The organism is Olsenella sp. kh2p3 (assembly GCA_900119625.1).
Classification (GTDB): Bacteria; Actinomycetota; Coriobacteriia; order Coriobacteriales; family Atopobiaceae; genus Tractidigestivibacter.
Window position 1 is genome coordinate 105,050 of sequence record FPKD01000006.1, and the last position, 22,962, is coordinate 128,011.

Annotated in this window: 22 protein-coding genes; 19 read left to right on the forward strand and 3 right to left on the reverse strand. The window is 65.6% G+C overall.

Annotation, left to right across the window (positions count from 1 at the left end):
* The first annotated feature begins 151 nt into the window (after positions 1 to 151).
* The 7 genes from priA (at position 152) to BT122_RS07925 (ending at position 9,661) form a co-directional block, all read left to right on the forward strand.
* Positions 152 to 2,455, forward strand: a complete 2,304-nt coding sequence (priA, locus tag BT122_RS07895) for a replication restart helicase PriA (RefSeq protein WP_083432391.1) — start codon at positions 152 to 154, stop codon at positions 2,453 to 2,455.
* Between the two features lie 46 nt (positions 2,456 to 2,501).
* Complete coding sequence (def, locus tag BT122_RS07900; protein WP_072355411.1) at positions 2,502 to 3,056, forward strand: peptide deformylase; 555 nt, start codon at positions 2,502 to 2,504, stop codon at positions 3,054 to 3,056.
* A gap of 1 nt (position 3,057) precedes the next feature.
* A complete protein-coding gene (gene fmt / locus BT122_RS07905; RefSeq protein ID WP_072355412.1) occupies positions 3,058 to 3,984 on the forward strand; it encodes a methionyl-tRNA formyltransferase in 927 nt (308 codons plus the stop codon).
* A 3-nt stretch (positions 3,985 to 3,987) separates the two neighbouring features.
* Positions 3,988 to 5,424, forward strand: a complete 1,437-nt coding sequence (locus BT122_RS07910; RefSeq protein ID WP_072355413.1) for a transcription antitermination factor NusB — start codon at positions 3,988 to 3,990, stop codon at positions 5,422 to 5,424.
* A gap of 106 nt (positions 5,425 to 5,530) precedes the next feature.
* The gene (locus BT122_RS07915; protein ID WP_072355414.1) at positions 5,531 to 6,061 is read left to right on the forward strand and encodes a MarR family winged helix-turn-helix transcriptional regulator; all 531 of its coding nucleotides are present in this window, start codon (positions 5,531 to 5,533) and stop codon (positions 6,059 to 6,061) included.
* Entirely contained in the window at positions 6,061 to 7,845 is a 1,785-nt protein-coding gene (locus BT122_RS07920) for an ABC transporter ATP-binding protein (protein WP_072355415.1), read from the forward strand. The genes BT122_RS07915 and BT122_RS07920 overlap by 1 nt, the downstream gene beginning before the upstream one ends.
* The gene (locus tag BT122_RS07925; protein ID WP_072355416.1) at positions 7,838 to 9,661 is read left to right on the forward strand and encodes an ABC transporter ATP-binding protein; all 1,824 of its coding nucleotides are present in this window, start codon (positions 7,838 to 7,840) and stop codon (positions 9,659 to 9,661) included. The genes BT122_RS07920 and BT122_RS07925 overlap by 8 nt, the downstream gene beginning before the upstream one ends.
* Here the strand turns inward: BT122_RS07925 and BT122_RS07930 are convergent.
* Both BT122_RS07930 and BT122_RS07935 read right to left on the reverse strand, forming a co-directional pair.
* Complete coding sequence (locus BT122_RS07930; protein WP_177242215.1) at positions 9,658 to 11,010, reverse strand: polysaccharide deacetylase family protein; 1,353 nt, start codon at positions 11,008 to 11,010, stop codon at positions 9,658 to 9,660. The genes BT122_RS07925 and BT122_RS07930 overlap by 4 nt on opposite strands.
* 303 nt (positions 11,011 to 11,313) lie before the next feature.
* The gene (locus tag BT122_RS07935) at positions 11,314 to 11,496 is read right to left on the reverse strand and encodes an FmdB family zinc ribbon protein (RefSeq protein WP_032111624.1); all 183 of its coding nucleotides are present in this window, start codon (positions 11,494 to 11,496) and stop codon (positions 11,314 to 11,316) included.
* Between the two features lie 185 nt (positions 11,497 to 11,681).
* Between BT122_RS07935 and BT122_RS07940 the strand changes: the two genes are divergently transcribed.
* The gene (locus BT122_RS07940) at positions 11,682 to 13,046 is read left to right on the forward strand and encodes a thiamine diphosphokinase (protein WP_072355417.1); all 1,365 of its coding nucleotides are present in this window, start codon (positions 11,682 to 11,684) and stop codon (positions 13,044 to 13,046) included.
* 316 nt (positions 13,047 to 13,362) lie between these two features.
* Here BT122_RS07940 and rpmB read toward each other — a convergent pair whose 3' ends face one another.
* Complete coding sequence (gene rpmB, locus BT122_RS07945; protein WP_032111626.1) at positions 13,363 to 13,551, reverse strand: 50S ribosomal protein L28; 189 nt, start codon at positions 13,549 to 13,551, stop codon at positions 13,363 to 13,365.
* A 333-nt stretch (positions 13,552 to 13,884) separates the two neighbouring features.
* On the opposite strand from rpmB, the gene BT122_RS07950 reads away from it, so the two are divergent.
* The 11 genes from BT122_RS07950 to rnc all read left to right on the forward strand — a co-directional run bounded on the left by BT122_RS07950 (position 13,885) and on the right by rnc (position 22,962).
* Positions 13,885 to 14,235, forward strand: a complete 351-nt coding sequence (locus tag BT122_RS07950) for an Asp23/Gls24 family envelope stress response protein (protein ID WP_059055575.1) — start codon at positions 13,885 to 13,887, stop codon at positions 14,233 to 14,235.
* A gap of 33 nt (positions 14,236 to 14,268) precedes the next feature.
* Positions 14,269 to 15,939, forward strand: a complete 1,671-nt coding sequence (locus tag BT122_RS07955; RefSeq protein ID WP_059055573.1) for a DAK2 domain-containing protein — start codon at positions 14,269 to 14,271, stop codon at positions 15,937 to 15,939.
* Positions 15,940 to 15,945: 6 nt separating this feature from the next.
* On the forward strand, positions 15,946 to 18,156 hold the full coding sequence (locus BT122_RS07960) for an ATP-dependent DNA helicase RecG (protein ID WP_072355418.1): 2,211 nt from the start codon (positions 15,946 to 15,948) through the stop codon (positions 18,154 to 18,156).
* Positions 18,153 to 18,737, forward strand: a complete 585-nt coding sequence (rsmD, locus tag BT122_RS07965; RefSeq protein ID WP_072355419.1) for a 16S rRNA (guanine(966)-N(2))-methyltransferase RsmD — start codon at positions 18,153 to 18,155, stop codon at positions 18,735 to 18,737. The genes BT122_RS07960 and rsmD overlap by 4 nt, the downstream gene beginning before the upstream one ends.
* Entirely contained in the window at positions 18,730 to 19,239 is a 510-nt protein-coding gene (gene coaD / locus BT122_RS07970) for a pantetheine-phosphate adenylyltransferase (protein WP_072355420.1), read from the forward strand. The genes rsmD and coaD overlap by 8 nt, the downstream gene beginning before the upstream one ends.
* Positions 19,240 to 19,353: 114 nt before the next feature.
* Entirely contained in the window at positions 19,354 to 19,851 is a 498-nt protein-coding gene (locus BT122_RS07975) for an ATP synthase subunit B family protein (protein WP_032111636.1), read from the forward strand.
* Positions 19,852 to 19,856: 5 nt separating this feature from the next.
* Complete coding sequence (locus BT122_RS07980; RefSeq protein WP_072355421.1) at positions 19,857 to 20,474, forward strand: YceD family protein; 618 nt, start codon at positions 19,857 to 19,859, stop codon at positions 20,472 to 20,474.
* Positions 20,475 to 20,595: 121 nt separating this feature from the next.
* The gene (gene rpmF / locus BT122_RS07985; protein WP_032111637.1) at positions 20,596 to 20,775 is read left to right on the forward strand and encodes a 50S ribosomal protein L32; all 180 of its coding nucleotides are present in this window, start codon (positions 20,596 to 20,598) and stop codon (positions 20,773 to 20,775) included.
* A 100-nt stretch (positions 20,776 to 20,875) separates the two neighbouring features.
* The gene (gene plsX / locus BT122_RS07990; protein WP_072355422.1) at positions 20,876 to 21,865 is read left to right on the forward strand and encodes a phosphate acyltransferase PlsX; all 990 of its coding nucleotides are present in this window, start codon (positions 20,876 to 20,878) and stop codon (positions 21,863 to 21,865) included.
* A 76-nt stretch (positions 21,866 to 21,941) separates the two neighbouring features.
* Positions 21,942 to 22,181 (forward strand): acyl carrier protein, encoded by a 240-nt coding sequence (locus BT122_RS07995; protein ID WP_072355423.1) that lies wholly within the window; start codon positions 21,942 to 21,944, stop codon positions 22,179 to 22,181.
* A 25-nt stretch (positions 22,182 to 22,206) separates the two neighbouring features.
* The gene (rnc, locus tag BT122_RS08000) at positions 22,207 to 22,962 is read left to right on the forward strand and encodes a ribonuclease III (RefSeq protein WP_072355424.1); all 756 of its coding nucleotides are present in this window, start codon (positions 22,207 to 22,209) and stop codon (positions 22,960 to 22,962) included.

The following is a 22,962-nucleotide window of genomic DNA, read 5'->3' on the forward strand; positions in this document are numbered from 1 at the left end:
GTTTCGTACGCACTTGCTGCATAACTCGCCCTCCGGCGCCGCGCGTGAGTCTCACGCGTAGGGACGCCACGTGCATCGGCTACAATCGGTTCCCGTTGGCGCCGCTGCATGTGACGCGAGAATTTCACAGCCACAGGGGAGGGGGCAAAACGTGCGCTTCGCGAGCGTCGCGCTTGACATATCCACGCGCGCCCTCGAGGGCACGTTTGACTACGCCATCCCCGAGGCCATCGAGGACCAGGTGGACGTCGGTGTCACGGTGCTCGTGCCCTTCTCGCACAGGAGCGCCGTGGGCTACGTGATGGCTACCTCGGACGAGCCGCCCGTAGACGTGGCGCCATCACGCCTGCTCGCTGTGGCGCAGGTGCTTGCTCCCGCGGCGTTTGGCCCGCACTCCGCTGCCGTGGCGCGCTGGATCGCGCACGAGTACGCCTGCCCGCTCGCAGACGCCGTGCGGCTCTTCCTCGCCCCTGGCCAGAAGGTCCGCGTTACCCGCGAGTCGCCTGACGCCCCGTGGGAGCTTGTCGCCGAGAAGGCCGCGCCCGCCGACGCCCGATGGGTCTCGCTCGCACCGGGCGCCCGGGGCTTCGAGCCCGCGCGCAACGCCAGCCGCCAGCGCGAGGTCCTGGAGGCACTCTCTGCCGGGGCCATGCGCCTGGCCGAGCTCTCGGCCACCATTCCCGGCGCCTCGACAGCCGTGAACGCGCTGGCAAAGCGCGGTGTGGTGTCGGTCGAGACGCGCCGGCAGATTCGCGGCGGCGAGAAGACCACGCTCTCCTCGGCGCATGCCCCGCGGCCGGAGCACCTCACGCAAGGCCAGCTTGCCGCTGTTGTGGCCATCGACGAAGCCCGCTCCCGCGCTGCGGGAGACGTGGTCCTCGTGGACGGCGTCACAGGCTCTGGCAAGACGGAGGTCTACCTCGAGGCCATCGAGCGCGCCCTTGCCGCGGGCAAGGGCGCCCTGGTCCTCGTGCCAGAGATCTCGCTCACGGCGCAGACCGTGGGCCGCTTCCGCTCGCGCTTTGGCGACGACGTGGCCGTGCTCCACTCGCGCCTCTCGACCGGCGAGCGCTTCGACCAGTGGGACCTCGTGCGCCAGGGCGCCGTCCACGTGGTGGTGGGCGCGCGCTCCGCGCTCTTCGCGCCGCTCGCCAACGTGGGTCTCATCATCATCGACGAGGAGCACGAGTCCTCCTACAAGCAGGACTCAAGCCCGCGCTACCACGCGCGCGAGGTTGCGGCGCGCATGGCCCAGGAGTGGGGCAGTGCGCTGGTACTGGGCTCGGCCACGCCTTCGCTCGAGAGCCTTCGCCGCTGCGAGGTGGGCTCATGGCGCGGCGCGCGCTGGACGCGCGTGGAGATGCCCGAGAGGCCCGGCGGCGCCGTGCTCCCCAAGGTCAGCATCGTGGATATGGCGTCGCAGTTCCGCGGGGGCTCGCGCTCCGTCTTCTCGGAGCCCCTGCGCCGCGCGCTCGAAGGCGTGGCCGAGAGGCGCGAGAAGGCCGTGCTGCTCTTGAACAGGCGCGGCTTTGCAAACTTCCTCATGTGCCGCGAGTGCGGCTGCGTGCCCGAGTGCCCGCACTGCTCCACGGCACTCACGTACCACGAGCGAACCCACTCGCTCGTATGCCACACCTGCGGCCGCAGTTGGCCCGTGCGCGCCTATCCCGACCCTTCCACGCGCTGTCCCAACTGCGGCAGCCGCTACCTGGGCGCTTACGGCGTGGGCACCCAGCGCGTGGAGGACGAGCTTGCCATGCTCCTGCCAGAAGACGTTGAGGTCATCCGCATGGACGCGGACACAACGCGTGCAAAGGGCGCCCACCAGCGCCTGCTCGAGCAGTTCGACGCGGCGGAGTGCGCGGTTCTCGTAGGTACGCAGATGATAGCCAAGGGACTCGACTTCCCTGAGGTCACGCTCGTGGGCGTCATCAATGCGGACACCATGCTCAAGCTTCCCGACTTCCGCGCGGCCGAGAGGACCTACGACCTCCTGGAGCAGGTGGCGGGCCGGGCCGGCAGGGGAGGGCGCCCAGGCGAGGTCATCGTGCAGACCTACTGGGCCACGCACCCTGCCATGCAGGCGGTCCTCTCGCACCGGCGCGACGTCTTTCTCGCCCCCGAGCTGGCCGAGCGCAAGGAGGCCTCGTACCCGCCGTTCTCGCGCCTTGCAAACGTCCTGGTGTGGGGCAAGAATGCCCGCGCCGTGGGCGACGCGTCAGCCAAGATGGCAGCCGCCCTGCGCGAGAAGGTCGCTGACCTTCCTGGCTGGGAGGTCCTGGGTCCCGCGGACTGCGTGAAGGCTCGCGTGAAGGACAGGACCCGTCGCCACGTGATGGTGAAGGCACCCCTCGACGCCGACCTTGGTGGTGTGGTCTCGGAGTGCGCTGCAGGCATAGGGCGCGGTATGGGTATTAACATGGCATTGGACATAGACGCCTACGACCTCATGTAGGCAAGACACAACCCGCGCGAGGATTCGCGCTGCATTGGAGGATGCAATGAACCCCCTGGACGAAATCGTGCTCTCGCCCGCACCCGTGCTTACCGAGGAGTGCGCGCCCGTCGAGAAGATCGACGACGAGATTCGCGCCCTTGCCAAGCGCATGCTGCGCGACATGTACGCCGCCGACGGCTGCGGCCTTGCCGCCCCGCAGGTGGGCGTTGCCAAGCAGGTCGTGGTGATTGACGTCGACTGGTCGGGCAAGGGCTCCAAGAAGAACCCCTACGTGCTCATCAACCCCAAGGTCATCACGGCGGACGGCCCCGAGCGCACCACGGGCGAGGGGTGCCTCTCGTTCCCCGGCATCACGGTCGAGGTCAAGCGTCCCAGCCACGTGGTTGTGCAGGCGCTCGACCTGGACGGCGACCTCTTGCAGTACGAGGCGGCGGACAACCTCCTTGCCGTGTGCCTACAGCACGAGATAGACCACCTGCACGGAGTGACCATGATTGATCACCTGTCTCCTTCGGCGCGCGTGCGTGCGATGTCTGAGTACCAGGACGCGCTCGACGCCGGCGCGCGCCCTGGCGACGTGGAGGTCGAGGAGGACTAGCATGCGCATTGTCTTCATGGGCACCCCCGAGTTTGCGGTGCCTTCGCTCAAGGCCGTTGCCGGCGCCTACGACGTCACGCTCGTGGTGACGCGCCCCGATGCCGTGCGCTCGCGTGGCAAGAGGCTCGAGCCCTCGCCCGTGAAGGCATGCGCCCTCGAGCTGGGCCTTCCCGTGTTCGAGGCCAAGCGTATGGACGCCGCGGCAATCGACGCCGTGCGTTCCGCAGCGCCTGACCTTATCTGCGTTGTGGCGTTTGGCTGCATACTGCCGGACGAGCTTCTCGCCGTGGCGCCCCTGGGCGCCATCAACGTGCACGGCTCGCTGCTGCCGCGCTGGCGCGGCGCGGCCCCCATCCAGCGCGCGATCCTTGCCGGGGACGAGAAGACCGGCGTCTCCATCATGCGCGTGGCGCACGATCTTGACGCCGGCGCATGGTGCCGTCAGGTGTCCACGCCCATTGGCACCAAGACGGCTGGTCAGCTCTTTGACGAGCTGGCGCAGGCGGGCGCGCCCGAGCTTGTCGCCGCGGCAGCGCAGATTGCCGACGGCACCGTGATCTGGCACGAGCAGGATCCCAACCAGGTCACGATTGCCGAGAAGGTCAAGAAGGACGAGATGCGCCTCGACCCGGCAGACACGTGCGCGGCAAACGCGCTTCGCGTGCAGGCCTCGACCGACGCTGCGCCGGCGCGCTGCCAGGTTGCGGGTAAGGGCATGCGTGTCGTGTGCGCCGCAGTGGCGGATGCCAATGCCCCGCAGGTGGCGGCTGGTGCTGTTGCGCTTGCCCACGGTCGCGTGCTTCTCGGCTGCGCCAACGGGGCGCTTGAGCTTCTCCGCGTGAAGCCCGACGGCAAGCGCGAGATGGACGCCTCGGCCTGGGCGCAGGGTCTCCACGGCGGCAACGGTGCCACCTGGGAGCGTGCCTAGCGCATGGCAACGCTCTCACTCGCCCGCATAGCAGCTGCGGACGTCCTCTCCAACGTGCGGCGCAGGGATGCCCGCGCGCGCGACCTGCTGCGCACCTCCGCGCCGGTGGCGCGACTTACGCCGGCGGACCGCGCGCTGGCAACCAGGCTCGCTTTGGGGAGCGTCCGTACGTCCGGAACCGTCGACGCCCTTCTCGACGCCCACTTGCGCCGCGGTCACCTCGAGCCGCGCGTGCGAGATGCGCTGCGCATCTCGGCGTTCGAGCTCCTGTGGCTTGCGACGCCTGCGCCCGTGGCCATAAGCCAGGGCGTCGAGCTGGTGCGGCGTGTCTCGCCCCACGGCACCGGGCTTGCCAACGCGGTGCTGCACCGTGTGGCCGAGGAGGACCTCCCGGCGCTTGCCCGCGCGCGCGAGCGCGTGGAGCGTAGGAACTGTACCGCCTCCGACATCGCGCTCGTTGCCGCGCTGCCGCAGTGGCTCGCAGACGAGCTCGTGGTCTCGCTGGGCACCGACGGCGTATGCCGCATGGCGCTCTCGGCCTTGGACGCGCCTGGCGCCTACGTGGCCGGCAACGCCTGTCTGCACAATGACGCCGAGGTCGAGCACCTGCTCTCTGCCGCGGGCCTCATGCCGTGCTCGACCAGCCTGCCGGGGTGCCTCTCGCTCTCTTCGGCAGCCGGCCTGGCGGCCTCTGGACTCGTGGATGTCGTTGACGTTGTCCCCGCCGACATGGCGGCGCAGGTCGTGGCGTGGCTTGCCTCGCCCGCGCCTGGCACTCGCATGCTCGAGGTGGGGCAGGGGAGGGGCACCAAGTCGCTCCTGCTCGAGTCCTGCGCGCTGCGCCGCGGGGGCCTCGCGCACCTTGCTGCGGTGGAGTCAGAGGCCTTCAAGGTTGCCGTCTCGCGCACCCGCATGGAGCGTGCCGGCCTGGGCAAGGCTGTGACCTGCACCGCATTGGATGGACGACGCCTTGGCGAGAAGGGCCTCCCACCCGAGCTTGCCGGCAGCTTCGACTCCGCATTCGTGGACGCTCCCTGCTCCGGCACGGGCACCATGCGCCGTCACCCCGAAATAGCGTGGGCGCTCCAGGAACCCGCCATCCGCCCGGTGGGCAAGTCGCTCCCGGCGCTCCAGCTCGAGCTTCTCCGCGCGGCCTCCGCTCGTGTTGGCGCAGGCGGCACGCTTGCCTACGCCACGTGCTCCGAGCTGCGCGAGGAGGACGAGGGCGTCATGATGGCGTTTCTCGCGGGACCGGAGGGCGCGCAATTCTCTCTCGTGAGCCCCCGCTCGACGGCTGCCTTCGCGGCACTGCCGCCCCAGGCCCAGCGCCTGGTCTCAACGATGATTGGCCCCGATGGCATGGTGCGCACCTCTCGCGCGGACACGCCTGAGCTGCCGCTTGACGGCCACTTCCTGGCGATTCTCGTCCGCGAGGCATAGATAGAACATTAGTTCTGTATTTTTGCTTCCAACACTTGAAGTATGCCTAAGCTCTGTTTAAGATAAACCTCCTATTGTCCGAAACCGTAATTTTGGAGGCTCCCCAATGCCGGAGGAACAGCCGGGAGGCGCGGGCGCGCAGGCGCCGAGCATCCCCACCGTCCGCGACATGGACATCGTGTACCAGGAGGTCGAGCGCCTGTACTACGAGATTTCGAAGGGCTGCGGCCTCTCGGAGACCGCGTATTGGATCCTCGTGGACATCGTGGTTGCCGGCGGCAGCTGCCCGCAGGGCTCGATTGCAACCTGTCACTCCCTCTCGCGACAGACGGTGAGCTCGGCCATGAGGTCGCTCGTCACCCGCGGCCTGGTGACGCTCGAGCGTGACGAGAACAACCGTCGCAGCAAGATCGTGACCCTTACGCCCGAGGGTCGCTCCTTTTGCGAGAAGGAGGTCGCGCCCGCGCTCAAGGCAGAGCAGCGTGCCTTCGAGACACTCTCTCCGCAAGACCGGGTTGCCCTCGTGGCACTCATCCGCCGTTACGTGGTGGCAATCGACGTTGAGGCGCGTGCCCTGCATGCTAAGGGCACTGCCGAGAAGGAACTGGCTGATGACACCCAGGGAGGTTGGAACTGATGGCTGCCGAGCGCGACTACAGCAAGCGCGCGTCGTGGAGGGTCCTCACGCAGCTCGTGCGCCCGCACTGGCATCTGGCGGTGGCTGCCTGCGTGCTGCTGCTTGCTGACATCGTGGGTATGCTCCTCATTCCCACGCAGCTTGCAGCCCTCGTGAACGTTGCCGTGGGCACACGTGACACTGCGGAGCTTACCTCGCATGGCGTTGCCATGCTTGTGGCTGCCGTGGTGGGTTCCGGCGGGTGTGTGGCATCTTACTACGTTGCCTCTCGCCTTGCCGCCTACGTGGGACGAGACCTGCGCGTGGCCGTGTACAAGAAGTCGCTTGCACTCTCGGGCGCCGACTTCAACGTGTTTGGCACGGGCTCGATGATCACCCGCACGCTGTCTGACGCCAACGTGGTGCAGCAGACTCTGCTCATGACCTTCATGATGGTCTTCCCGGTGCCGGTGACCTGCGTGGTTGCCATTGTCCTGGCATATGGCATCGACTCCGTGATGGGGCGCATGCTCCTCCTCATCACCATAGCGATGCTCGCCATCTCGGGCGTTGCCGTTGCCAAGTCCACACCCATCTTCATGGCTATGCAGGGTTTTGTTGACCGCATGAACTCGCGGCTGCGCGAGGTGGTCACCGGCACGCGCGTCATCCGCGCCTTTGGCAAGGAGGAGCGCGAGCGTGGCCGCCTGGACGAGACCTTCGAGGACTACGCCACAAACGCCATCCGCGTGAACATGCTCTTCTCGGTCGTGGACTGCTCGACGTTCTTCCTCATGAACGTCGTCGAGGTGCTTGTCATGTGGATGGGCGCGGACCGCGTGGGCGCAGGCGCCATGCAGATTGGCTCCATCTCCGCGTTGCTCGAGTACGCCATGCTCATCCTTTTCTTCATGATGATGGCCCAGTTCGCAATGATCCAGGTGCCCAGGGCGCTCTCGTGCCTCACGCGCACGGCAGCCGTCCTCGACGCGGTGCCCAGCGTGGCGGACCCTGCGGAGCCCAAGCGTCTGGCTGCGCCGGCAGACCCAAGGCCAGGCGACGAGGTGGCGCGCTTCTCGCACGCGAGCTTCCGTTTTGCTGATGCCGATGAGGACACCCTCCATGACCTTGACTTCTCCATTCGGCGAGGTGAGGTCACAGCCATCATGGGCAATACCGGGTCGGGCAAGTCAACTGTTGCCAAGATGCTACTCCGCTTCCACGACGTGACGGCAGGGTCGCTCCTCATGCTGGGAACCGATGTGCGCGAGGTCACGCAGCAGGACCTGCGCTCCCACATTGCCTATGTGCCGCAGCAGGCATGGCTCTTCTCGGGCACCATCGCCGAGAACCTGCGCGACGGCGACCCTTCCGCCACCGACGAGGAGCTCTGGCACGCGCTTGACGTGGCGCAGGCTGCCTTCGTGCACGAGCTGCCCGACGGGCTCTCCACGCGAGTCGCGCAGGGTGGGTCGAACTTCTCGGGCGGCCAGCGCCAGCGCCTGGCCATTGCACGTGCGCTCGTACGCCATGCGGACTTCTACGTCTTTGACGACTCGTTCTCGGCGCTCGACTACAAGACCGACGCGGCCCTGCGCCATGCCCTCGAGCGCGAGCTTGCCAACCAAGCCGTGGTCATCATCGCCCAGCGCGTGAGCACCGTGCGCCATGCGGCACAGATCGTGGTGCTGGGTGACGGCTGCGTGGTTGGACGCGGCACGCATGACCAGCTCATGGAGACGTGCCCTGCCTATAAAGACATTGTTGAGTCCCAGACGAGGGGAGGTGCCACCGCCGATGAGTGACGAGAAGAACATGCGTGACGAGAAGGACCAGCGCGACGAGGAGCGCCCACATGACGCCATGGGGACGGCGCGCTGCCTGTGGCAGGCCGCCGGCAAGCAGCGCTGGCGCCTTGTGGTCGCTGCTGTGAGCGCCATCGTGTACGTTGCCGCGAGCCTGGGTGCCGCTGCCTACAGTGCGCACGTAGTCGACGTGCTGTGGGAGCATATCCAGCAAAGCTTCGCCGCAGGCGAGCCCTACGTTGTGGGCCTCGAGAACGGTGGCCGCGAGGTTCTCATCTACCTGGGCATCTGGACATGCGCATGGGTGTTCTACAGCGTGCAGTCGCTCGTGATGTCGAGCTTTGCCGAGCGCCTTAACCTTTCCCTGCGCAAGAAGATCTCGGCAAAGCTGGGAAGGCTCCCACTCTCGTACTTCGACGCCCACCAGCCTGGTGACACCATCAGCCGCGCGACCAACGACCTCGACAAGGTCTCCGAGGTCCTGCAGCGAGGCCTGCTGCAGCTCATCATCGCCTTCACCACGCTCGTGGGCGCAGTCGTGCTCATGCTTGTCTCCAACCTGGTGCTGGCACTTGTGTTCTGCGGGTTTGCCGCCGCGTCTGTGGTTGTTACCAGGTTTGCCGCCCGCCTCACGCTCGACGCGGCGGCGGCGCGCCAAGACGCACTGGGGCACCTCACCGAGAGCGTCGAGGAAGCGTACTCCGGCCGAACCGTCATCAAGGCATTTGGCGTGGAGGACGCGAGCCTCGAGGCGGTGGAGTTGCGTGCTGAGAAGGTTGCTGCCACAAGTGCCCGAGCAGACTTCCTCACCAACGCAATCTCCCCCGTGATCCGCTTCCTCATGCGGCTCTCGCAGGTGGCTATCGGCCTTGCCGCTGGAGTGCTCGTGGCGGGGGGTCAGATGTCTGTCGGCGCGTTCCAGGCCTTCTTCCAGTACGTGACCCAGGCGTCCGAGCCACTCACCCAGCTCTCGCTAACGGTGAACATGCTGCAGGGCGCCCTTGCTGCCGCCGAGCGTGTCTTTGTGCTGCTTGACTCGGCAGAAATCTCGCCAGACCCAGAGATGCCGGTGGAGCTTCCAAAGCCCGTGCAGGGTCGTGTGGCCTTCGAGCACGTGCGCTTTGGCTATTCGCCCGAGGCACCCCTCATGCGCGACGTCTCCCTCGTGGCCGAGCCTGGCCAGAAGGTCGCCATCGTGGGCGCAACCGGCGCCGGCAAGACCACGCTCATCAACCTCCTCATGCGCTTCTACGAGGTTGACGGTGGACGCATCACGCTTGACGGCGTTGACACCAGGCAGCTACGTCGGCGCGACCTGCGCCGCGAGTTTGGCATGGTGCTCCAGGATGCGTGGCTCTTCGAGGGAACCATCGCAGAGAACATCGCCTATGGCAGACCTGGTGCCACACGGGAGGAGGTCGAGGCGGCGGCGCGCGCCGCGCACGTGGACTTCTTCGTGCACACGCTTCCGCATGGCTACGACACGATGCTCACTGACGGCGGTGAGAACGTGAGCCAGGGTCAGCGTCAGCTCCTGACCATCGCGCGCGCCATGCTCACAGACCCCGCCATGCTCATCCTCGACGAGGCAACCTCGAGCGTGGACACCCGTACCGAACAGGCCATTGTTCGCGCTATGGAGGCCATCATGGAGAATCGCACGAGCTTCGTGATTGCGCACCGCCTTTCCACGATTGTGGACGCGGACCTCATCCTGGTGATGGACCACGGAACCATCATTGAACAGGGCACGCACGAGTCACTGCTGGAAAAGGGCGGTGCGTACGCGACGCTCTACCGCAGCCAGTTTGCCTAGCCTATCTCGTCCGGCCAGACGGCGTTCTCGGGCATGGTCGAGTTGCAGCTCGTCACATAGTCCGGGATGGAGTCATCGCTGGCGAGAAGCTCGCTGATGGTCACGAAGGTGTAGCCCTGCGACTGGAGCGTGTCAATGATCTGCGGCAGCGCCTCGACATCCTGGTCGCGGGGGCCGCCGCCATCGTGCATCAGGATGATGCTGCCGGAGTGCACGTTGCTGCAGGCCGCCGAGACAATCTGGTCCACGCCGGGCTGCTTCCAGTCCTCGGTGTCGATGTCCCAGCGCACGGCCACCGTTGCCACGCCCTGCGTGGCAAGCCAGGTGCGCTGGGTAAAGCTTCCGTAGGGTGGGCGAAACGTGGTGGTCTTCTCGCCCGTGGCGTTCTCTATGGACGAGAAGGACGAGGTGAGCTCGTCGACTACCGTCTGCGGCTCCGCGTACCTAAGGTCGGGGTGGTCGTAGGAGTGACTGCATATCTGGCAGCCGGCATCCACGATGGCCTGGGCCTCTTCTGGGCGGGCGTCAACCTCCTTGCCCAGGCAGAAGAAGGTCGCATTGACTCCCTTGTCCTGCAAGATCTGCAGGTATTGGGACGTGTACTCGCTGGGTCCGTCATCAAACGTCAGGGCCACGAGCTTCTGGTCGTCCGAAGGCTGGACATCCTTCACGGTGACAACGCAGTCCTGACCCTGCTCGTAGACCGTGCCGTCGACCTGCTCGCCAGAATCCTGGCCCGTGAGCACGTCCTTCACCGTGGTAGAGCCCCACTGCGAGATGTAGTTGATGGCGCCTACGTTTCCGTCCATGAGGAGCTTGGGCGGCTGGTTCACGGTCTCGGTGGTGTAGGGCTCTGTGCGGTCGCCACCGTCGCTCACGGTGATACGCTCCCCGCCGGCAACCTTGTAGGTGCGCGCGTCGTCGTAGTCCATGTCCTTGTCGTTGACGGAGACCGAGTAGGGGTAGCCCCCGCCCTCGGCAAGGATGTTCCCCGAGACGCTCACGTAGTTGCCAGGCGAGGTTTGAATGCCCTCGTCGCTCTTGAGTTGGTCAATGGTGGTGCCCACGGTTACGCTCTGGAGCGTGCCGTTTACCGTCACCTGAACTGGGCGGAACTGTGTCCACCATACGAAGCCGCCGCCGAGAAGTGCTGCAAGCACGAGGAGCGGAACAAGCGTCCGTAGCACGAATCGTCTGCCTCGGCTGCCTCTCCGCTCGGTCCCCTCGGGCATTGCGCTGGCGTCGCCCGTGGGGATGAAGCCCGAGCCCCTGCCCACAAGCCCAATGTTGCTGTCCTCGCGCTTCCCTTCGCGCTCGAAGCGATCCTTCTTGTCATTGCTGCTAGTCATGCTGCCTCCGGAACCCACATCCGCCTCATGGTGTTGTTTTCTGCTTCGTTGTGTCGAGGGGCTGTGCCCCGCTGACTGCGTGCAAGTAACCATAGCTCACTTTGTTATGGAGCATTCCTCCCTTTGGTGGTCTTTCATGTCTCTAAAACATCAACAAAATATAGTAAATGTGTTGATGTTTCTTCTGCGTGTTGGTGACTAGAGAGGCGCGTCCCCGCGGCTTATCAACCTTACGCGGCCGGAAAAAGGCCCCGCCGGTGATCGACGGGGCCTTCAAGTCTCCATCTGCTGGAGCCGCTTGGGCTACTTGCCCTTCTGGTCGGTGTTGTAGAAACCGGAACCCTTGAACACGATGCCCGAGGTCTCGAACACGCGCTCGGCCTCATGGCCGCACTTGGGGCAGTTCACCTTGGGATGGGCGCTCATGGGATGCTCGACCTCGAAGGTGGAACCGCATGAGGGGCACTTGTAGTCATAACGAGCCATGTTCTTCTTCCTCCGGAAGCTTGGTGCAGATGCTGTATGGTGGCTTGCGCGAGCGTGGCAGCGCTCGGGCCATGGGATACTTTACCCAACCGGAGGGATTGCTGCCAGCTCGCGGCCAGCAAGCCCAGGGACAACACTGAATCTGCTCGCCATGGCACGGCCTGTACCGCAGGGGAGAGGAAACGATGGCTTTCAAGGGTGCGATCTTCGACTGTGACGGAACTCTCGTGGACTCCATGTGCATGTGGAGCCACGTGATGATTGAGCTCGCTCGCTCGCACGGCTGCGCAAACGTTGACCCTGCGTTCTTCGATCGAGTCGAGAGCGTGACCCTGCGAGACGGGTGTCAGATCATGCATGACGAGCTTGGCATCGATGCCCCCGTCAGCGATCTCTACGAGGAGGTCTGCGTCATCGTTCGCCACCACTACGCGACTGACATCCCGCTCATGCCTGGTGCCCGTGAGTTCCTCGAGGAGCTGTCGGCGGCGGGCATCCCCATGGTCATTGCGACCTCCACGCCGCTGCGCGAGGTGCGTGTGGCGCTCGAGGCGCACGACCTCTCGCACTTCTTCAAGGACATCGTGACAACCGAACAGGTAGGCGGTCGCGACAAGGCTTTCCCCGACGTCTACCTCGAGGCGGCCCGCCGACTTGGCACGCCGGTGGGTGAGACCTGGGTCTTCGAGGACGCCCCCTTTGGCGTGCGCACCTCCAAGCGCTCGGGGTTCAACGTGGTTGGCCTCATGAACGACCATGACGGTCGGGACGAGAGGGACGTGCAGCCCTGGTGTGACATATACGTGCATGGCTTCGCGGAGCTCTCGCTGGCGCTTATCGAGGACTATGCGGCAGTACCGGCGGCGCAGGATGCGCCGTCTGATGCGGAGCCCCTACGCGTGCTTGTGATTGATGGGTCGCCGGCGCCCAGCTCGCCGGCGCTTGTCGCGCGGCTTGCCGCCGAGGCGGACTATGTTGTTGCTGCCGATAAGGGCGCCGAGACGTGCCGGACTGCCGGCGTGGTGCCAGACGCATACTGCGGCGACCACGATTCCGTCTCGGCTGCGGATGGTGCCTGGGCAAGCAACGAGGCAGGGCGCTCGATCTCGTTTCCGTCCGAGAAGTATGCGACGGACCTCTCGCTTGCCATCGATTGCGCGCGCCACGAGGCCGCGCGGCAGCGGCGTCCGCTGCGCCTTACGGTGACCTGTGCATCTGGCGGTCGGCCGGACCATGCCCTGGGCGTGGTGGGACTTCTCGTCAGTGCCGCAAACGCGTGTCCCGCGCTGGTCGAGGACTCGTTCGAGATGCGCGTGGTGTCCGTGGCGGGCGCGCGCGAGTGGCGGCTGGGCACGGATGCGCATGGGCGCACCTTCTCGGCCGTGGCCGTGGCACCGGGAACGGTGGTAAGCGAGTCCGGCATGAAGTGGTGCCTGGACGAGAAGCCCCTCGGTCTTCTCAACGACTTGGGCATCTCGAACGTGGTGGAGAGCGAGGACGCCGTTGTGTCCGTGAGCTCCGGTGTGGTTGCGGCGTTCCTTTTGCGGTAGGTCCCTGCCTTGGCTGCTGCCGTACGGTGCCATCCGCAATGCCGCGCGATTTCGCTGGTTAGGAAAAATCCGAACGTTTAGAGCAGCTTAACCGTTCGGAATCCGCGCCATTCCTGGAATGCCGCGAGATTTCGCCGTTTAAGGGTGTCTAAACGTTCGGAAAATACCTAAATGGCGAGAAAGCGCGACAACTGCTGTGCTGCACCGTTCTCGCGTCCCGCACCTGCGCCTCCTGTCCCCCGCGACAGCTCACCTCTGCCACAAAAAAGAGGGCCGCACCAAGTGGTGCGACCCCCTGCATGCAATGTCCTAAAGCTTAGCCGCGGACGAGGTTACCCTTCTTGAGGCACCTGGTGCAGACGTTGAGCTTCTTGCGCTGGCCGTCGACAACAACGGAGACGCGCTGAATGTTGGGCTTAAACGTGCGAGCAACCGTGCGGTGGGAGTGGCTGATGGAACGACCGGCAACGGCGTGCTTGCCGCAGATATCACAAACCTTCGACATGACCTTGACCTCCAAAGTGCGGCGCTCGCGCGCCCGTTAATCAACAAGCCTTGCAAATATACCACTTGGACGGCTTCTCGCAAGCGATACACACAACTTCTTGGCATTGCCTACAGCCGGACCCCTCGATGATGGGATGCCGCCCACACAGCATACTCGCACACCGGACTGCCATCCAGTCTAAATGCCAGCAGCGGATGGCCACTTCGTTGGCCCTTCCTTTCTGTTGTCGTAGGGGTGGGGTCGCGTGTGCGCGCTGCCCTGCGCTATAATCGCTAGGACTTATGTCAGTAACAGTGCCTCCGTCCTGCGGAGGCTTTGAGAGGAGACCCCATGGCCGGTGTCGTTCCGGGAACGCTCAAGGTGTCTAACGACTGCATCGCAGACCTGGCTGGCTACGCCGCGCTGGAGTGCTACGGCGTCGTTGGCATGGCGGCCATCGACGAGCAGGGCGGCGTAGCGCAGCTCCTGCCCACCAACCGCCTCCGCCGTGGCATCGATGTCGACGTCACGCCAGACGGACACCTCTCTGTTGACCTTCACGTCATTGTCGAGCAGGGCGTCAACATGGCGTCCGTCGTGAACAACCTCACCAGCTCGGTCAAGTTCATCCTGAAGCAGATTGCCGAGCTCGATGACGTCAAGGTAACCGTCCACATCGAGGGCCTCCGCTCTAATCGCTAGGCCGCCGCAGAGAAAGAACAGAGGTCCAATAAGATGATTGCGTCAGTCATCCGCACGTGCTTCCCCGTGGCGGCAAACGTCGTTGCCGAGCGAGCCGAGGAGATCAACAAGCTCAACGTCTTCCCTGTCCCCGACGGTGACACCGGCACCAACATGTCACTCACCCTGGGGACCGTCGTCAAGGAGGTGGAGGCGCTCCCACAGGACGCCACCATCGAGGACATTGCCAAGGCAATCACCCACGGCTCGCTCATGGGCGCGCGCGGCAACTCCGGTGTCATTACCTCCCAGATTCTACGCGGCCTCGCCGAGGGGCTCTGCGATGCCAAGGACCAGGACAATCCCACGGCCGCCGACATCGCGCACGCGTTCCGTCGCTCGGTGAAGGTTGCCTTCAAGGCCGTACGCAAGCCCGTCGAAGGCACGATCCTCACCGTTCTGCGTGACATGTCTACCCGTGCCGACCAGCTCGAGAAGGCCCACATCACGGCCACCGAGATGCTCGATGCGCTGGTCATCGAGGCCTACGAGTCCGTCGCCCGCACGCCCGAGCTCCTGCCCGTCCTCAAGGAGAACGGTGTGGTCGACTCCGGCGCCTTTGGCTTTGCCACCTTCTTCGAGGCCTTCGTGAACGCCGTCGAGGGCAAGGCGGGCGAGGTTTCTGACTTCAAGACCACCGTAGACTCTTCGGATGCCAAGGCGGCCGTCTCCTCCAAGGTTGCCATCGAGCTCAACGACGACTGGGAGGGCTCGCAGTACCGCTACTGCAACGAGTTCCTCTTCCATGCCAACGACGAGTCCTTCGACCGCGACGCCGCGCTCGCGTTTCTCGCCACGATGGGCGACTGCGAGCTGCTCGTGGGCGAGTACCCAGACTTCAAGGTGCACGTGCACTCCAACACGCCCGACAAGGTCCTTGCCTATATGCTTGAGCGCGGCCAGATCTTCGAGGTCTTCATCCACAACATGGACCTCGAGGCCCACGAGCGCACGGCAAAGATCGCTGCTGACAAGGCTGCCGAGGAGAAGGCCCCCAAGAAGCCGCTGGGATTTGTTGCGGTTGCGGCGGGCTCCGGTGAGGCGTCGATCCTCACCTCGCTCGGCGTCGACGTGGTTGTCTCCGGCGGGCAGACCATGAACCCCTCCACGGCAGACATCCTCGCTGCGGTCGAGAAGACCAACGCGGAGAACGTGATTGTGCTTCCTGACAACGGCAACATCCGCATGGCCGCCGAGGCCGCCGCCTCCGCCTGCGAGGACGCCCACGTTGCCGTGGTTCCCACCAAGACCGTCCCGCAGGCCTTCTCGGCAATGTTCGTGGCCGATCCCGAGGGCACCCTCGAGGACAACGTCGAGGCCATGACCGATGCCGTCTCCGAGGTTCGTGGCGGCGAGGTCACGCGTGCCGTGCGCGACTCCCAGGCCGCAGACGGCTCGCCCATCCACGCCGGTGACGTCATGGGTATCGAGGACGGTGCCATCACGGTGGTGGGTTCCTCGGTGAAGGACGTCACCGTCGAGCTCATCCGCCGCATGCAGGAGGCCGAGGAGGGCGACACCCTCACCATCCTTGCCGGCAAGGACCTCGACGATGCCTCCTTCCAGGAGATCCTCGACGCCATCTCGGCAGCCGAGCCCTCGCTCGAGCTGGACTCCCACCGCGGCGAGCAGCCCCTCTATCCCATCGTCTTCTCCATCGAGTAGCCGCCCATGGATGCTCCGCAGCAGGCGCCCGCGGGCACTGCCCCGAGCGTGGGGGCCGCTGCGGGACGCATCGACAGGACGCTCGCCCTCACGGACGGCGTATCGCGCCTGCGCTACGTCTCGTCGCGGGGCGCGTCCTCGCGGCTCGACGCGCTGGAGCGCCTGGGCATCCACCGCGTGCGCGACCTCTTCCTGCACATCCCGCACCGCTACGTGGACTACTCACACGTGGTGCCGATAAGCCATGCGGACGTGGGCAGCGAGGTCACGGTGGTGGGCACCGTCGACAAGGTGGAGCTCAAGCGGCCCCGCCCTCGCCTCACGGTAGTTGAGCTTTACGTGTTCGACCAGACGGGTGTGCTCTCGGCGAGCTTCTTCGGCCAGCCCTGGCTGGCCGAGCAGGTCAAGCGCGGCGACAAGGTGGCACTCTCGGGCAAGGTCGAGTTTGCCTACGGCTTCAAGCAGATGCGTGCACCCTTCCACGAGATTCTCGACCAAAGCGCCAGCGCCTCGGCCTACAGGCGCGTGCTGCCTGTGCACCCCGTGGGGGAGGGCATCACTACCTCTTGGATGCGCCGCATTGTCTCGTGCGCTCTTGCCGACGTGGGGGACGTGGCGGACTGGCTGCCTGCTCCGCTCGCCGCGCGCCACGGACTCATGACGCTCGCGCGTGCCATCCGCGAGGTCCACTTTCCGCAGACCCTCGCCACGGCCGAGCAGGCCCGAAGGCGCCTCGCCTACGACGAGCTCCTCTGCCTTCAGGTGGCCCTCCTCAGCCGCCAGGCCATCGAGCTGGGAGACGTCCGCGCCACAACGCACAAGACATCGGGTCCACGCATGGACGCCCTTCTCGCCGCGCTGCCCTTCTCGCTTACGGACGAGCAGCGCACCGCCGCGGACCAGATCCTTGCCGACATGGCGGCCCCCCGCATCATGAACCGCCTGCTTTTGGGCGACGTTGGCACAGGCAAGACAGCCGTTGCCGCCGTGGCGCTTGCCGCCGTGGCAGACACGGGCACCCAGGCCGCTGTTATGGCGCCCACCTCAGTCCTTGCGCGCCAGTATGCCGAGAAGCTCGGGCCCGTGCTCGATGCGGCGGGCATCACCTGGGCGCTTGTCACGGGGGCGACGCCCGCTGCAGAGCGCGCGGAGACGGCAAGACGCACGGCCGCAGGCGAGCTCTGCGTGACCTTTGGTACCACGGCGCTCCTCTCAGACGACATCGCATTCGCTCGCCTCACGTTTGTGGTTATCGACGAGCAGCACCGCTTTGGCGTAGACCAGCGCGCTTCGCTGCGCCGAAAGGGGGCAGGGGCGGACCTTCTCACCATGACGGCAACACCCATCCCGCGCACGCTCGCGCTCTCCATCTATGGTGACGTGTCGCTCTCGTGCATACGCAGGCGCCCCAGGGCCACCGCCGGCGTCACCACGCGCGTCATCACGCCCGAGAACCTCGACCTCGCCTACGGCTCCATCCGCAGCGCCGTGGACGCGGGCCACCAGGCCTACGTGATCTGCCCCCTGGTAGACGATGCCGATACTGGCGACAGCCTGGGGACGGACCTCGACGACGTGCCGGAGTCGCAGCGAAGCAGAAGTGCCCACGTTCGTTCGGCAACCTCGACCGTGGCCGTGCTCTCGGAGCGCGTGTTCCCGGATCTCTCTTGCGCGCTGCTTACTGGTCGTATGTCCGCTGCCGAGAAGGACGCAGTCATGGAGGACTTCCGTGCCGGGAAGGTGAACGTGCTGGTCTCAACCACGGTGGTGGAAGTGGGCGTCGACGTACCCAATGCCACGGTGATGCTCGTGCACGACGCCGACCGCTTTGGTCTGGCAACCCTGCACCAGCTGCGTGGCCGCGTGGGCCGTGGCGACTGGCCGGGCGAGGTGTGGCTCTCCTGCGCAGCCAAGCAGGGCACGCCGGCGCGCAAGCGCCTCTCGGCATTGGAGCACACCGCCGACGGCTTCGAGCTGGCACGGCTCGACCTCAAGCTGCGCCGCGAGGGCGAGGTCCTGGGGTATCGCCAGCATGGCGGCATCACGCTGCGCGTGAGCGACCTTTCCGCCGACGAGGACCTCGTGGTGGCGGCGCACGAGGACGCACAGGAGATCTTTGCCAAGGACCCCTCCCTTTCCAGCCCGGCCTTGAGGCCCATGGCGCTGGAGGCCAGGGACCGCTTTGGCGCCTACTTCGAGGAGCTAGACAAGGCATGAGAGTTGTTGGCGGCAAGTGGGGCGGCATGCCCCTGGAGTCCCCGGAGGGCCGTGGCGTTACGCGCCCCACGACAGACCGTAATCGCGAGGCCATGGCGTCGATGATCCTCTCGGCGCGCGAGCTAAACCTGGAGGGATCTTCGGTGCTCGACGCATTCGCGGGCTCCGGCGCCATGGGCATTGAGCTGCTCTCGCGCGGGGCGGCTCGCTGCACCTTCATCGACCAGGACGCGCGCGCTGCCGCCCGGGTTCGCCGCAACCTTGCCAAGGTTGGCGCCGAGAAGGGCGCCTACGCCGTGCTGCGCGGCGATGCCTGCCAGCTTGCCGAGCGCGGCCGCATTGCCGGGGCACCCTTTGACGTTGTCTTTCTCGACCCGCCCTATGCGCTCTCAGCGGGCGTCGTGAGTGCTATGCTCAAACACCTTGTCGCACAGGGTGCGCTGCGCTCGGGTGCGACCGTGGTCTACGAGCGCTCCGCACAGGCGCCGGGGCTTGACGTGCCGGGTCTTATCCCCATGCGTACCAAGCGCTATGGCATCACCTGCGTGGACCTTCTCGAGAAAGGACAGGACGTTGACTAGCGAGCTCTGCACCCACGTGGTGGTGCCCGGCACCTTCGACCCGGTGACCCTGGGCCACATGGACGTGATCCGCCGTGCCCGCAAGCTCTTCCCGCAGGTCACCGTTGCTGTGGCGGAGTCGCGCCGCAAGCGCGGCACGGGCACCGAGTTCACGCTCGAGGAGCGCGTGGACATGCTCAAGGGTGCCCTTCGTGATAACGGCATGACCGACGGCATCGAGGTGGTGCCCTTCTGCGGCCTTCTTGTGGAGTTCTGCAAGGAGCGCGGGGCGGGCGGCGTGGTCAAGGGCTTGCGTGCCACGACGGACTTCGAGTACGAGCTTCAACAGGCAGATCTCAACACCTACATGGCACCTGACCTGGAGTCGATCTTCGTGATGTCGAGCCCCAAGTACGGCTACGTCTCCTCGTCCATCGTGCGCGAGATCGCTGCGATGGGCGGCGACGTGGATTTCCTCGTTCCGCCCAACGTGGCCGAGCGGCTCCGTGCGCACTATGCGTGAGCTTTGGCTCGCTTGGAGACTTGCAGCGCTTTTCTGCTACCATCAAAGTGATATGCCCCTCGGGCAGCGCACGGGAACGCCCGAGCAGTGGCCCACACTCGAAAGGAGACCTGGATGCAGCCGGGTGAGGAAATAGAGAGCCTGGTCGACGAGCTCGAGCAGCTAGTGAACGAGGCGAAGTCCCCGCTTACCGGCGGCGGCCAGAAGAAGATTGTCGACGCACAGGACGTGTACGAGATTCTCGACGAGATCCGCAGGGTCTTCCCGCAGGAGTTCCAAGACGCGCGCCGCATCCTCAAGGAGGAGCAGGAGACGCTGGACCGCGCCCAGCAGCAGGCCGACAGCATCATTGCCGACGCCCAGCAGCAGGCCATGATTCTTGCCGGCGACCAGGAGGTCGTCCGTCTCGCCCAGCAACAGGCAGACAGCATCAAGGACCAGGCGGCCCAGTACGAGCGTGACACCCGCTACAACGCCGAGGAGTACGCGGACACTGTGCTCGCGCACCTCGAGGAAAACCTCAAGTCGCTCACCAACTCGGTCTCCCGCGTCCGCCAGACGCTCGACGAGAACTCCGGCCCGCGCAACACTTCGAACAACGTTCCCTGGTAAGCGCCATGCAGCCTGTGATTCTTGCACTTGACGCGCGCCTGGGGGAGGCAGGTGACACCCTGCCCCTGAAGGGCCACCTCGACGAGACGTCCTACACCCTTGGCGAGCGCGAGTTCTCGCTGCCCTCCGGCATCGACTACGACCTCATGCTCACCAACGCGGGCGAGGGAATCCTCGCCACGGGCATCCTCACCACGCACGTGGTGGGCACCTGCGACCGCTGCCTCAGCCCCGCGGAGTTCGACGTGAGCGGCGAGGTCGATGAGTACTACCTCTTCGAGGAGCCTGAGGACACGGGCGACGACGATGACGACGAGCTGGACTTCTCGCTCGTCTCGGCTGACAACACCATCGACCTCTCGGGCGCGCTCCTCTCGGCGCTTGTCATGGAGACGCCCTTTGTGGTGCTGTGCCGTCCGGATTGCAAGGGCCTCTGCCCCGTCTGCGGCGCCAATCTCAACGAGGAGGACTGTGGCCACGCAGCCCAGATCGAGGAGGACCGTCTGAAGGCAAGCCCGTTCGCGGTTCTCGCCTCGCTCGACCTGGACCACGATGAGGACGAGAAGGGCGATGCGCCCCTCCCCGGCGAGCAGTCCAAAGACGACAAACCGGATGCAGAGTGAAGATATTGCCGCATCTGGCGCATATGCCCAATTGCGTGGTATAGTCATCTACGCATGATTTTTGGTCAAGTTGCCCCGCGTCTCCACGAGGGGCGCGGTGTAAGAGCAAGAGAGGTTCAAGATGGCAGTTCCTAAGCAGAAAAAGGGCCGTGGAGCCACGCACACCCGTCGTTCGGCCAACAGCAAGGTCGCCACTCCGGCCCGTTCCGTGTGCCCGCGTTGCGGAGCCCCCAAGCTCCCGCACCACGTGTGCCCCAACTGCGGCTACTACAAGGACCGCGAGGTCGTTGTCACCGAGTAGCCCCATGCCTGCAACATGGCCTGGGAGGTCGGTCCCTTCTGGGGTCGGCCTCCTTTTTTAATCTTGCGCGCGAGCGCCCCACAGCAACCTTGGAGGATAGATGACCACCATCTGCGTTGACGTCATGGGCTCCGACCGCGAGCCTTCCGTGCTGCTCGAAGGCGTTGCCAAGGCCCTCGAGCTCGACCCCGAGCTCAAGGTTCTTGTGGCGGGCGACGCTTCTGTGGTCGAGCCCTTCGCGCGCGACCACGAGCGCGCGGAGGCCCTCGTGACCACCGAGGTCATCGCCATGGACGAGCATCCCGCCTCCGCCGTGCGCAAGAAGAAGGATGCAAGCATCGTTCGCGCCGCCTCAGCGGTGCGCGCCGGCCAGGCGGACGGCCTCTTCTCCGCTGGCTCCACCGGCGCCGTGCTCACCGCCGCGACCTTTGGCATTGGGCGCATCAAGGGCATTCGCCGGCCGGCGCTCACGCTTGCCGCCCCCGGTATCTCGGGCAAGAAGACGGTCCTTCTCGACTGCGGCGCCAACGCGGACGTACAGCCGGACGTGATTGTGCAGTTTGCGCACATGGGCCGCGCCTATGCGCAGGTAGTCTTGGACGTAGACGAGCCCCGCGTGGCGCTTCTCTGCAACGGCTCGGAGGACACCAAGGGCTCCGAGCTCGCGCTGTCCTACCACAAGGCGCTGGCAGAGGGCAACTGCGGCTTTGTGGGCAACGCCGAGGGTACAGACCTTCTCGCGGGTACTTTTGACGTTATCGTGGCAGATGGCTTCACGGGCAACGTTGCCCTGAAGACCATTGAGGGCACGGCAAAGTTCATCGTGTCGCGCGTCAAGGCCGCTGCCGGCGAGTCCAAGCGTGCGGGCCTGGGTGCCCTCATGCTCAAGCCGGCGCTTAAGACCGTTGCGGGCGAGCTCTCTGGTGATGAGATGGGCGGTGCCGTCCTTCTCGGCCTGCGCGCTCCTGTGGTCAAGGGACACGGCAGCACCAGCGCCGAGGCCGTGGCCAGCGGCACACTTGCCTGCGCCCGCGCCGCCCGCGGACAGCTCTGCGAACGTATTGCCAAGGCCTGCGAGAAGGCCGAGTAACGGGTACCATAAGCTCGTGTGCGCGGTGCCACGCGGCCCGCGTGAACCGGCAACGTCAATCCGCTAGGAGGAACCCATGGACCATGACGCCATTCTCGAGAAGGTCATCTCGGTTGTGAACGACATCCTTGATGTCCCGGCAGACATCGAGCTCACCGAGGAGACCGCCTTCAAGGACCTCGGCGCAGACTCCTTCGACCTGCTCGAGCTGGTCACCGCCCTCGAGGACGAGTTCGACCTCACCTTTGACGACGAGGCCCTCGAGAAGATCGCGACCGTGGGCGACGCCGTGAGCGCCATCGAGGCCGCTCAGTAAGCTTTTGTAAGGAGAGCTCTCTCACTTGAACACGCATGAAAAGGTCAGCGAGGTGGAGCGCATCTGCGGCCACCACTTCACCGACAAAAGGCTCATAACGTCCGCCATCACGCACCCCTCGGCGGTGGAGGGAAAGCCTGTCTCGGCCTCCTATGAGAGGCTTGAGTTCCTGGGCGACTCCATCCTGGGCGCCATTGTGGCCACCGAGCTCTTCGAGCGCTTCCCCGGGCTCGACGAGGGTGCGCTCACAAGGCTCAAGATCTCGCTCGTCTCGGGCGAGACGCTCTCAGAGGTGTCGGGCGACCTTGGGGTAGCCCCGCTCATCGTGGTGGGCGAGTCCGAGAAGGGCACGCACGCGCGCGGCATGCACTCCGCCCTCGAGAACGTCTACGAGTCCATCGTGGGCGCCCTCTACCTTGATGCCGGCTACGAGGACACGCGCAGGTTCGTGCTCGACACGCTTTCCTCGCACTTCACGCCCGAGCTTGTCGACCGTCTCTCCGAGCGGCCGATAAACCCCAAGTCGCGCCTGCAGGAGATCACCCAGCGCGACCTCCGCCTTGCTCCCGAGTACAAGCTCGTGGGCGAGGAGGGCCCTGCGCACGACCCCACCTTCACCTCCGTTGTGCTGGTCGATGGCAAGCGCGTGGGCCGGGGTTCCGGCCCCTCCAAGAAGAGCTCCGAGAACGCCGCCGCCGCGGACGCGCTCGAGCGCATGGGACAGGGCGGCGACAAGGGGGCGGACGCCAGCGTCGCCCCCGCTGACGCCGACGAGCACTAG

Bases quoted from the DNA above. Each gene is read 5' to 3' on its own strand.
- def (WP_072355411.1), top strand. From the start codon at position 2,502: ATGAACCCCCTGGACGAAATCGTGCTCTCGCCCGCACCCGTGCTTACC.
- fmt (WP_072355412.1), top strand. From the start codon at position 3,058: ATGCGCATTGTCTTCATGGGCACCCCCGAGTTTGCGGTGCCTTCGCTC.
- BT122_RS07910 (WP_072355413.1), top strand. From the start codon at position 3,988: ATGGCAACGCTCTCACTCGCCCGCATAGCAGCTGCGGACGTCCTCTCC.
- BT122_RS07915 (WP_072355414.1), top strand. From the start codon at position 5,531: ATGCCGGAGGAACAGCCGGGAGGCGCGGGCGCGCAGGCGCCGAGCATC.
- BT122_RS07920 (WP_072355415.1), top strand. From the start codon at position 6,061: ATGGCTGCCGAGCGCGACTACAGCAAGCGCGCGTCGTGGAGGGTCCTC.
- BT122_RS07925 (WP_072355416.1), top strand. From the start codon at position 7,838: ATGAGTGACGAGAAGAACATGCGTGACGAGAAGGACCAGCGCGACGAG.
- BT122_RS07930 (WP_177242215.1), bottom strand. From the start codon at position 11,010: ATGACTAGCAGCAATGACAAGAAGGATCGCTTCGAGCGCGAAGGGAAG.
- BT122_RS07935 (WP_032111624.1), bottom strand. From the start codon at position 11,496: ATGGCTCGTTATGACTACAAGTGCCCCTCATGCGGTTCCACCTTCGAG.
- BT122_RS07940 (WP_072355417.1), top strand. From the start codon at position 11,682: ATGGCTTTCAAGGGTGCGATCTTCGACTGTGACGGAACTCTCGTGGAC.
- rpmB (WP_032111626.1), bottom strand. From the start codon at position 13,551: ATGTCGAAGGTTTGTGATATCTGCGGCAAGCACGCCGTTGCCGGTCGT.
- BT122_RS07950 (WP_059055575.1), top strand. From the start codon at position 13,885: ATGGCCGGTGTCGTTCCGGGAACGCTCAAGGTGTCTAACGACTGCATC.
- BT122_RS07955 (WP_059055573.1), top strand. From the start codon at position 14,269: ATGATTGCGTCAGTCATCCGCACGTGCTTCCCCGTGGCGGCAAACGTC.
- BT122_RS07960 (WP_072355418.1), top strand. From the start codon at position 15,946: ATGGATGCTCCGCAGCAGGCGCCCGCGGGCACTGCCCCGAGCGTGGGG.
- rsmD (WP_072355419.1), top strand. From the start codon at position 18,153: ATGAGAGTTGTTGGCGGCAAGTGGGGCGGCATGCCCCTGGAGTCCCCG.
- BT122_RS07975 (WP_032111636.1), top strand. From the start codon at position 19,354: ATGCAGCCGGGTGAGGAAATAGAGAGCCTGGTCGACGAGCTCGAGCAG.
- BT122_RS07980 (WP_072355421.1), top strand. From the start codon at position 19,857: ATGCAGCCTGTGATTCTTGCACTTGACGCGCGCCTGGGGGAGGCAGGT.
- rpmF (WP_032111637.1), top strand. From the start codon at position 20,596: ATGGCAGTTCCTAAGCAGAAAAAGGGCCGTGGAGCCACGCACACCCGT.
- plsX (WP_072355422.1), top strand. From the start codon at position 20,876: ATGACCACCATCTGCGTTGACGTCATGGGCTCCGACCGCGAGCCTTCC.
- BT122_RS07995 (WP_072355423.1), top strand. From the start codon at position 21,942: ATGGACCATGACGCCATTCTCGAGAAGGTCATCTCGGTTGTGAACGAC.